Raw genomic sequence first — 10,063 nt, forward strand, 5'->3', positions numbered from 1 at the left:
GGCTGAAAGTTGTCAAATTCTCCCGTACCGGGAAGCTGGTCGTACAGACCCTTGTCATCGGAATCAATGACCATGGAAAGTTTCACAAAGGCATCCTCCAGATCGTAAAATTACCCTCGGTGCGATGGGGCTCAAATCCCAGGCGCCGGGCCAATCGGTTTAGCGCCGGCAACACCGTCCAGAACTGTAAATACTTGGCGCCAACCGTCAGCGCCATTTTCTTTGCCTGCGGAAAGTGAGCACGGATTGCATTACCACCTTTACCTGACGCGGCCCAAACCTCGATCACCTTGTCCCCTTTCTCGATTCTTGGGCGCAGCACGCAAAAACTGTCATCGTCAGTCATTAGAAAGGCGCGACCATTGGCCACGCCGCATCGAATTTGTGTAAAAAGATCCGGCACACCACAGCGCGTACCGATTGCCTCGATTGGCTCCTCATAGGCGGCCAACGTGCAAAAAGGTTGCAACACCAACATAGGCAATAGAGATTAAGCAGTGGTAATTAATCCGGCTTCGAGAGGGTTAAGCCTTCCATTCCCTGAGCTGCCGCAACGTGGCGCCATCGCGCTTGAATTGCTGCGCAGCCTTATGCAGTGCCGCACTGCGCCGGGATTTTTCCACCAAGGCATTGTCATAGAGTTTGCGCAGGTCATTCGGAGCAAGCCACAGCTGATGGTTCTCGGCGGTCATCCAGGCGACGCTGGTAGTCTCCGTCTGATCCCAGTGGTTTAACCGCAATTCCATCCGGTGCAGACTCTCCCGATCCACATCCAGGAAAAAGCCGCCCACCAGCAATGGCGCCTCCTCTTGGTCTCGGCGCCAGTCATTGATTTGCTGTCGCGTGGCGGGCACATCCAGTGGATCGTATTCAGGCAACCTCGGCACGGATCACCTCACTGTGGTAGGGAAAGCAGTCAATCTCAAGGTTGTAAATGCCCGGCTCGGCCACCGGCCATACAACAAATCCGTCGTCAACCACGCCCTGCCAATTGGGCACCGTTAACCGGGCACCGGCCGGAATATTGTTGACAACAACCTCCCTGGTTTCCGGGTTGAACTCCCAGCTGACTGCCATGCGCGGCCGTTTGGCAATGGTTTCGTTCGCCACCACCACATAGTCCTCATTGGCATCCACCGACGCATTCACCCAAATCCATTGCAGGTGGTCGGGCACGGAAGTCTCCTGTTCCACCAGCGTAATGGTGCCATCCAGGGTCCAGCGAATCCGCCCGTCGCTGGGGTCGAACACCACAATCATCGCTCTATCATCGCTTAGTACCCAGGATCAGCAGATTGGCGTTGCGCAGCAGTCCCCCATCGTGCTCCAGATGCCGCGCGATCACCCGCACCGAGACACTGGTGGCGCTGGTGCCGCCATAACTCATGGAGACCGGTACCGACCAGTTCATATTCGAGCTGCCCCCCACGTCCTGCCAGATCACATTGCTCTGCCGGCGTATGCCATTGATATACAGTTCCACCCGCACAGCACCGTCATCCCACTGGTAAAACTCCCCGGTGACAATCACCTGGTAGCCACCGCCCTCGGGGTTAAAGCTGGTTTGTGCCAATACTTCTGAACTGCCCCTGGCTCTCAGGTCGGCGTTACCGATACCGATCGCCTGCGCCACCGTGACCGCATTGCCTTTGATGTGCAGGGTATCGATGATATTGACGGCATTGGCTTTCAGCCGATCCGCCTCAATATTCCCGCGCGCAAAAATATGGTTAAAAATGGCCGAGCCGGTTTTGTCGATGCGCCAGCCCTGTGTACCGCCGGAATTGCCAAAGCTGTCGGACTGGATAAAGTCGCCGATATAGGCGTTGGTGATACTGCCGGTGCCGATACGGGCCAGCACAAAGGCCGCGTTGATCCCGGTGATCCTGTCCACCGCGATGCTGCCCACCTGCGCGGTATTGATGGTGGCGTCCTTGATCAGCGCACCATCCATCACCACCCGGTTGCCATCGATAATAAAAGCCAGCTCGTCCTTCCCCGGCGCACCCACGGAAAAGCGATCCACGGAGAAAATCATTTCGCTGTGCTGGGTGCCGTCGTACTCGTTCTGGGTCACCGCCAGGCCGAATCCGGCCACATAGCCGTTGCTGTCGATCTTGACCGTGAACTGGCCCTCGATGCCGTCCACGCTCTGCTGCAACACCTGCACCGCCGTGGTGTTTTCACCGGATTCGGTCTGCACCTGGGTCAGGGCCGTGGCCTGGGATTGCAGCTCGCCGTCGATAAAGGCCACATCAATCTGCAACTGATCGATGGCCGCGGCACTGGCCGCCAACCCGCTGTTGGGGTTTTCCAGTGTGGCCTGCAGGCCGGCGATATCCTGGCCCTGGGCCGCGATATCCTCGCCGACCCGGATAATCTCCAGCGCCTGGGCGGCCAGCGCGGACGCATTGGCGCCCACACCGGTATTGGCATCGAACACCGTCAGCTCCAGGCTGTCCAGTTGCCCGGCCTGGGCCACCAGCTGTTCTTCATTGCTGGTGATGCGCAGGTTCTGGGCACGGATGGCACCGGCATTGGCCGCCACGCCATTGGCAGGGTCGTTGACCGTCAACTCCATGGCATCCAGGCGCGCCAGTTGCGCTTCGTCCGCCGCGATCCGCGCCAACCGCTCGGTGGTTAAATTGGCCTCCACACTCAATACCAACTGATCACGGGCATCGTGCCAAAGGCCGTCGTCCTCCGTGTACACATAGGGGTGATTGTTATCGTCGGTGTCGAACCAGCGGGAGCCCTCCACCAGCACACCGCCACTGGCCTGTTCCGGCGTCGGCGGCTCCGGCTGATAAAAAATCTCCACATCCGTGGCCACCACCAGGCCATCGATTTGCTGCTGCAGACTGTTGACCGCCTGCTGGCGGCTGCTGATTTCATTGCTGAGACTGTCCACCAGTCCCGTCGCCGGATTGTCGATCAGGTCCAGGCGGTCCTGCAGGGTTTGATACAACTGCGTTTCCCGAATCTGCCCCGACAGGCTCTCCAGCACCAGCGCCGGGTCCGGCGCCGTACTGCCGGCAGTACCCGCCGCCCCGTTGTGCGGCCCCTCAATATCGGTAGTCGAGGTATAGGCAATCCAGTAGTAATAAGTGACTTCCCGCTGTATCCCCACATCCGCATACAGAAAGCTGGTGGACTGGCCGATGGCCACCGCGTTGGCCAGGTTGTCCTCGGTGGCCCGGTAAATGGTGGTGTAGGCATGGCCCCGGTACTGGCTGTTGGGGTTGTTCCACTGCAAAAACACATGGCTAAAACCGTTGGTCACCGCAAAGCCCGTTGGGGCCGGTGGCACTATCGGATTGGGTGCCGAGTTGGTGGGAACCAGATCGTCGCCGGGTATGGGAAAGCGCACCGAGTTGCGCAGCTGTGCCAGTCCCAGGTCAATCAAATCGCGGATGGTCAGGTTGCGGTCCAGGGGATCACCGCGCGCACCCAGCCCCACCTCCACCAGTTCCCGCAGTTTTTCCAGAGGAGCGCGGATGGCGCGGTCTACCTTTGGAGAAACTTTTTGTAATCCGGTCGCACGCCGGGCCATCAGCTGATCTCGCTCATACTGCCGGCCAGCTGGATATTCGATACCGGCGCAGTGCCGCGCAGCTCGAACTGCACATGGCGGTAACGGCGCCTGCAGGGCAGCCGAAAGGCGTGGCCATCCATTACCGACAGGCTGTGCAGCAGCTCGCCGTCGGCGTAAACGTCAAAATCCACCGGATAGGTATCGGCGTCGATCTTGGCCGCGGCGAATCCCACCCCGAGCGGGGTTGGCCACACCTTACTGCGCCAGGTGTAGGGCGAGTCCGGGCCGGCGCCCCAGCGGCTCACAACGCCCGCCTGGCACAGGTACAGTTCGCCACTGGCCTCGTCCAGGTAGGCGGTGTCCGCCGTCACATCGTAAAAGCGAAACCCCTCCTGCACGGAAAAACTAAAGCTGCCCCGCTCGTTACCATTGTCGTAAAACGCCAGATAGCGGTCCTCAAAGCGATAGGCGTGAATGCTCGATGGATTAAAGCGCTCCCTAAACTGCGATGGCAGTATCAATGGTTCGCTGACCAGACGCGCGTCGGTGCCCCCCACCGCAACCAGCCCGTCCGGTGAGGCATAAATGACGTATTCCCCCATATCCACCAGGGAGCGTTTGCTGACACAGGCGTGAACCTCATCCAGTGGTACCAGGCTCATGGCCGCCGGTTCGGAACCGGCCACCAGGTAGGGCTTGCCGGTCGTAGCGATCACCGCACCGCTGGAAATCACCGCCGCCGCAACAAAATCGTAAGCCATCGCCAACTGATAGCGGATCGGCCAGGCGTGGGGCTGAAAGGGTTCGCAAAACGCCAGGGTATTGCCGAAGGCCCCCAGCATCACCCCATTGGGCAGCGCCGTCAGCCCGGTCATATTCGGGTCCGGCGCAATCCAGTCCCCACTGGGACAGGACTCCCCCAACTCTTTTGACTCCACACTGTCACTAAAGCTGTCCTGGGCCGCGGGGATCTCGGCCACAAACTGAAAGGCGCCGGTTAATTCGGCCCGGTAGATCCGTTTGGACTGCACCACAAAATTCCCGCTGGCCACCGGAATCGCGCTCAATTCCACCGTGGCCCCGTCCCAGCGCGCCACAATGCGCGAGGGCACACTGGGCGGCCCCTCCTCTCCACGCGCCGATACAAAGGTGACGATATAGGCGGTGTCGATCGACTGGCCACCCTCCGGCGGCTCCCCGTCCGGGCCAGTCACAAAGGGGGCTGCGGAGGGTGCGGGCAGGCCCAGGTCGTGCACCCCGGAGGGATAGGGACCGGCGCCACCGGTGGCCAGGGTGGCGTCGGTGATTTTGGGCACACCATCGCCGGTAAAATAAGTGCGCTCCGTGGTATCCCCGGCAATCTGTCCCCGCACCACATCCACATCGCCGGCAAATTCAAACCAGAAGCCCTGGCCTTCGTTGCCTTCTCTATTAAACAGATAAAGCGTTTGCGTGGTCACGCCCAGGGTCTGTCCTGTTTCCGCCGGCCCACAGGCCGGCGCTATCTGTCCCCGGCGCAGTTCCACATTCATTGCCCGGGTGGCAAAGCGGCCGTCCAGGAGCTTGGGATCGATCCGGGGGGTTTCTCCGGCAAAGTTGTAACTGCTTATCCGGGCCATCAATCGAACCCCCACAAACTTTCCTGTTCCCGCATCGCCAGGTGCAACCCTTCGCACAACTGACTCGGGGTGAATGTGCTGGCGCTATTGTCTGACAGCATCCACTGGGCCGACTGGTCCTGGCGGATCTGGTTGAATGCCGTCAACAGGCCGCTGACCAACTCTGGCGTGGTCAACGCCGTGTTGTCCTGCTGTGTCTCCAGATAGCTGATGAGACCATTAAGCAGCTGGTGTTGGGCGATGGTCACCACCCGCGCCATACGGGTCTGGGCCGTCTCGTCCCCATCCAGCTGTTTGCCGTCCACCGTCACCTGGATCGCCCGCAACCGCTCCGCCCGCTCGGCCTTGAACACCCGGCGATAAAACTCCGCGACCACCTGATCCACTTCAGCCTGACGCAGCCCTGGGTCGTCCTCCGGCAACGCCACCGGCTCGCCCCGATAAAATGCCAGCCAGGGGTGCTCCGCTTCCAATGCCGCCCTGTCCGCCGCCTCTGCCCACTGGTGCACAAGGTCCATGTGGGGCGGATAGTCCACATAGGCCGCAATTACTTCCTGCATCTGTGCGCTGGTCTCATCCAGCCCCTTGCTGCGCGCCACTTCCATCATGCGGTTTATATCGCGCAGATCAGATACAACAACGGCCTGTGTTTGCAGGCCGTTTTGGGGATCGTAACTGTATAAGAAGGCGTGGCGCATTCAGGTCACCGGGCGCAGCTTCTGCAACACATCCGCCGCCTGTGTCGCCAGGGTTCGATTGGATTGAATCATGCCGCCGTACATCTTTACCGGGTCGGGATCAAACACCGAGCCTGTCTGCACTATGCCCCCCAATAACTGGCGCAGCTGCTGCAGTTGCTCCCCGGTAATCACGTACTCGTCAGCCGCCGAGGAAGATGCCTGCGGATTTTCCCCGGTATCCGGTTGGGTCGATTTGGTTGTGGTCTTGCGTCTGGTTCGATTGCCGGTTGGCATGGTTTGCACTCCTGATGCTCGAAAAAATAAGGGGTTCATTAAAAAGGCGCTATATCCAATCACTCTCCACGATTGCCGAAATCCTGACGGTCTTGTCGAACAGGTAGCCGCCACCGGATTTTTTGCGTATCCGCACGCGCACATCCGCTATCTTGCTCAGGCCCGGCTTATCCGGCCGCGACTGGCTGGCCGTCACCGATTGCCAGCGCTGGGTATTGATCGTCAACGGGGTTGTGGTGGGCGAACCACTACTGACCGTGCCCAGGGTGATATTGAAATACACATCAAATAAATCCCCCACGGTGGAACTGGCCGGCGCTATCCAGTAGCCGGTACCACTGGCAGTGCCGTTGCGGTTCACAAACACCGTCGCGGTCACCGTCGCCGGCGCGAAGTCAATCGCAACTTCGTTGGTGATCGCCCCGGTATTGAGCCGGTAGTGGGTAAAGCTGATCGTGACATTCTCGGTGGTGATGGTGCCCACACCATCGGTAATCCGGCACCGGTAGACCGATGTAACCGACACGCCGCTGCTACTGGTATGGGTCAAACTGACCGACGCCCCGGAGCCGCTTTGTGACAGGGTGGTGCCGCTGACTTTCTGCCAGGTATAGGTGTAGTTGCCCGTGCCCCCGCCGACGCTGGCGGTGATGGTGCCGGAACTCAGTGTCCGGGAAGTCCCAACCAGCGCGATATTTTCATTGGTGACACTGGTTTTTGACAGCGAGGCCCCGCTCATGGGCACATAGTCCGTCAGGCCCAACAGGTCGTCGCTGCTAAAGGGCGGACCGGGCACATCGTCCCGTGCCGCTAACTCGTCACTGGTAAACGGATAGGAAATGCCGTCCAGGTTGACCAGATGATCGCTGGTGAGCGGATAGCTGCCCGGTGTTGACCCCACTAGGCCGCCTCCAGCTCTTTGACCCGGGCCGTCAAACGATTGAGGGCTTTTTGCTGGTTCCTGAGCCGCCGCTGCTGCTTTGTGAGCCGCTGTGCCTGCCAGGCGTTGACCGCGCACCAGTAGTTGTAGATCATCGGGTAGCACACGGACAAATCTCCGGTGACCGGATTGCGCTCCACCACTTCCGGCAGAATCTTTTGGATACTCTGCGCCACCACGCCAAACTGATCCTTGGCACTGCCATCCTTCAGGTCATAGAGTAGCCACTCGATCCGCACCAGCTTTTCCAGTAGTCGCGTCAATTCAACTTCGCGGAAATGCTCTTTTAGTCCTGCGTCAGAGTCGTTGACCGTAAATTCCGCATTAAAGTAATGGCGCTTGTAGGAATAAATAGTGCTGCTGGTAAGCTGCATCACCTCCTGGTTATTCGCCCACAGCTCCAGTACCCCATCGCCATTCTGGCGGATACCGGTATCGCTATCCCCCAGGGCGATACCCTTACCGTTGGCCAGTGTGCTGCCAGGGGCGACACCGATGCCCAGTGAACCCGCAACAGAGGCGTTTGTACTGCCGGAGTGCAGCACCTTTCTCCAGGCCGACCAACTGCTGTTGTAATAGCCCCGAAAATAGAAGTCGGGCGCATCGCTGCTCAGAAAATTGTAGGTGTAATACTGCTGGGTGACGCCGGCTGCGGCCTGGACCACCAGGGAACCCGCTTTTGCGGTTGGGTAATTGCTCCCACTGGTGGCGTTGGCATTGGCGGTCTGGTAATAGAAGCCGGGGGTCTGGTAATTGTTCAGGTTCACCACGCCCAGTGCCGGCGCCGAGGCCGGGGTAAAGCCCGATGTATTGCCATCATGCCAGACCTGATGCCCGCTCTGTGTCAGGGCGCCGCTGGCATTCAGCGCTGGCATATCCACTTTGGCGGTGCCGGACCCGGAGTTGCGGTTGAAATCCAGGGAACCGTCGAGGGAGGATGTGATGCTCCAGCTCTCTCCACCGCGAACAATCTTGATATGCTGGCCATAACTCGCGGAATTGAACGTGGTCAGTCCGCCGATCGACTGGCCACCGCCGCTGTGCAGAAGATCCCTGTTATAGGTACCGTCCCACCAGCGAGGTACAACCGCACTGTCAATTCGGGTCGGATAAATAGCAGTGCCTAAAATCGCCAGGTTACCAGTGCCCAACCGTGCGATGGAGTGCGGAGTGCCCCCGGAATCTTTGGACTGAAACCCGTCCCCAAAAGGCAGCGTTATCGCAGCACCCAGCTCCAGGCCGCCGTGAATGGTCTGTCCGCCCTTGCTGGTAATAACCTGGTACCAGTTGCCCCAGGTGCCCGCCTGCACACCGCGCAGATACCAGGTCGGATTGGCGCTGTTGCTGGACACCAGGGTCCAGCCGTATTGCTGACTGGTGTTCTCGTGGCTGACGTGAATACCCCAGTACCAGCCGGTGGCGTTCCCCAGCGGATCATTGGCTTGAACCGAGCCGTTGTAAAAGCCGCTTTTGACAACATCGTTCCAGCCGTTGGTGCCCTCAACGCCCAGGGTGCCACTCGCGTTCTTGCCGGAGATAAAGTGGGCCGCCTCCTCACCGCCCAGCTTTGCCGAATCGGCCGCTGTAGCAGAAATACCCAGATACTTTTCCGCCAGGGTGGTGCCGTCTTCGCTGATCGCGCTGGCGTTGAGTCCGCGATAAAACTGTGAAGCACCATGACGAGACAGTGCCACAACCGCTTCTGATTCGTCATCCAGGCGGATACCCGCGGGATTATCCGCACCACTGCCGCGAAAGCGTAGGTAGTCATCCTGAAAACCGACTTTGAATGATCCAGCGGTAGGATGAAGGAACTCGATAGGCTCAGCGCTGGCGCCCGGGAAGCGAACCCTGTCGAAAGTGGTTGTGCCGGAGACTGTCTGCCCGCCCCCACTGTGCAGCAGATCCTGCCCGGCCTGCTGCAATTTCCAGCCGGCGTTGCCACCGACAAAATCCACCACCTTCTGAGCGGGGTTGCAGTAAAACCGCGCATCGAAACTGTCACCGCTGGCAAAGCCGATAAAGGTCTCGCCCCCATCGACGTTGGCGTGCGCATAAAGCCCGGTGTCCGCAACCAGGGACTCGTTGCCACCGTTGGCCAGTGCCGGCGTTTGTGACTTGCCCACCGCCAAACGGCCCGCCAGCCATTGGTTGCCGCTTCCGGTATGCAGCAGGTCAACACTGGCGGAACCGTTGTTCCACCGAGGTACCGAAGCCGATTGAACCACCGCCGGCATGGTGGCGTCACCCAGCCACACCTGGGCGCCATCGGCACTGGTCCGCGCCAGGTATTTCGCGGCACCTGCGCTGTTTTTACCGCGCACACCCACACCGGCATCGAACAGCGTATTCTGCGCCCCGGCAAAATCCCCGTAATCCAGTACCACCGCGCCAATATAACCGTTGACGCTGGCGACGTTCCCCGAGCCCGGGGTGACAAACCAGGCCGCGTCCGGCACCGAGTAGGTGATAAAGTCGTTGACGTAGACATTTTTGCCATCCACAACGCCGTCGCTGATGATGACATAGCGGGCCGAATTGGCGGGAGTCGGCGGTGTGCCATTGATAGCCGCATCCCAGGAGCCCAAGAACTCCACCTGTCCCGAGGCGGATGCCGCGGACTCGGCCGCCTTGGCCGCCCAGTGGGCACCGGAGTATTGCGTCTCCCCGGGTAGCAACTGGTCTTCAGGGTGGTTGGCCCACTGAAACGCTTTGACCTCCGCCGTTTCGGCACCGGTTTGTGCAGACTGCGCCGCTATTGCACTATCGGCCGCGGCCACCGCACTGCTACCGGCAATACCCTGTGCTGTTTCGGCTCCGGCCTTCGCATTGATGGCCCCATCACGCGCCGCCTGCGCATCGGTTTTTGCAGTAGTGGCCAAGTCCGCCTGTGTGGTAGCAGTTACTGCACTGTTGGCGGCATTCTGTGCACTGGTCGTCGCCTGACCAGCGCTGGCATTGGCGTTATTTTCACTTTCCGATGCAGCTAGTGATG

General features: G+C 59.9%; 9 protein-coding genes. All 9 read right to left on the bottom strand.

The window, feature by feature from the left end:
- Positions 1–82 precede the first annotated feature (82 nt).
- Complete coding sequence (locus tag ABVT36_RS18100) at positions 83–478, bottom strand: hypothetical protein (RefSeq protein WP_368457811.1); 396 nt, start codon at positions 476–478, stop codon at positions 83–85.
- A 46-nt stretch (positions 479–524) separates the two neighbouring features.
- Positions 525–887: a DUF4376 domain-containing protein gene (locus ABVT36_RS18105; RefSeq protein WP_368457812.1), complete on the bottom strand. Its 363-nt coding sequence runs from the start codon at positions 885–887 to the stop codon at positions 525–527.
- Positions 871–1,260 (bottom strand): hypothetical protein, encoded by a 390-nt coding sequence (locus tag ABVT36_RS18110; RefSeq protein WP_368457813.1) that lies wholly within the window; start codon positions 1,258–1,260, stop codon positions 871–873. Before ABVT36_RS18110 ends, ABVT36_RS18105 begins: the two co-directional genes overlap by 17 nt.
- A gap of 7 nt (positions 1,261–1,267) precedes the next feature.
- A complete protein-coding gene (locus ABVT36_RS18115) occupies positions 1,268–3,553 on the bottom strand; it encodes a hypothetical protein (RefSeq protein WP_368457814.1) in 2,286 nt (761 codons plus the stop codon).
- Positions 3,553–5,154 (bottom strand): hypothetical protein, encoded by a 1,602-nt coding sequence (locus tag ABVT36_RS18120; RefSeq protein WP_368457815.1) that lies wholly within the window; start codon positions 5,152–5,154, stop codon positions 3,553–3,555. Before ABVT36_RS18120 ends, ABVT36_RS18115 begins: the two co-directional genes overlap by 1 nt.
- Positions 5,154–5,852: a hypothetical protein gene (locus ABVT36_RS18125; RefSeq protein WP_368457816.1), complete on the bottom strand. Its 699-nt coding sequence runs from the start codon at positions 5,850–5,852 to the stop codon at positions 5,154–5,156. The genes ABVT36_RS18120 and ABVT36_RS18125 overlap by 1 nt, the downstream gene beginning before the upstream one ends.
- Complete coding sequence (locus ABVT36_RS18130; RefSeq protein WP_368457817.1) at positions 5,853–6,128, bottom strand: hypothetical protein; 276 nt, start codon at positions 6,126–6,128, stop codon at positions 5,853–5,855.
- A gap of 49 nt (positions 6,129–6,177) precedes the next feature.
- Positions 6,178–7,029, bottom strand: a complete 852-nt coding sequence (locus ABVT36_RS18135) for a hypothetical protein (RefSeq protein WP_368457818.1) — start codon at positions 7,027–7,029, stop codon at positions 6,178–6,180.
- Positions 7,029–10,063, bottom strand: a 3,035-nt coding sequence (locus ABVT36_RS18140; RefSeq protein WP_368457819.1) for a pyocin knob domain-containing S74 family peptidase, incomplete at its 5' end; no start/stop codon positions are given. The genes ABVT36_RS18135 and ABVT36_RS18140, both read right to left, overlap by 1 nt.

It is taken from the genome of Microbulbifer sp. TYP-18 (assembly GCF_040932045.1).
Lineage (GTDB): Bacteria > Pseudomonadota > Gammaproteobacteria > Pseudomonadales > Cellvibrionaceae > Microbulbifer.

Coding starts and splice junctions, on each gene's coding strand:
- ABVT36_RS18130 (WP_368457817.1), bottom strand. CDS start 6,128: ATGCCAACCGGCAATCGAACCAGACGCAAGACCACAACCAAATCGACC.
- ABVT36_RS18100 (WP_368457811.1), bottom strand. CDS start 478: ATGTTGGTGTTGCAACCTTTTTGCACGTTGGCCGCCTATGAGGAGCCA.
- ABVT36_RS18110 (WP_368457813.1), bottom strand. CDS start 1,260: ATGATTGTGGTGTTCGACCCCAGCGACGGGCGGATTCGCTGGACCCTG.
- ABVT36_RS18115 (WP_368457814.1), bottom strand. CDS start 3,553: ATGGCCCGGCGTGCGACCGGATTACAAAAAGTTTCTCCAAAGGTAGAC.
- ABVT36_RS18125 (WP_368457816.1), bottom strand. CDS start 5,852: ATGCGCCACGCCTTCTTATACAGTTACGATCCCCAAAACGGCCTGCAA.
- ABVT36_RS18120 (WP_368457815.1), bottom strand. CDS start 5,154: ATGGCCCGGATAAGCAGTTACAACTTTGCCGGAGAAACCCCCCGGATC.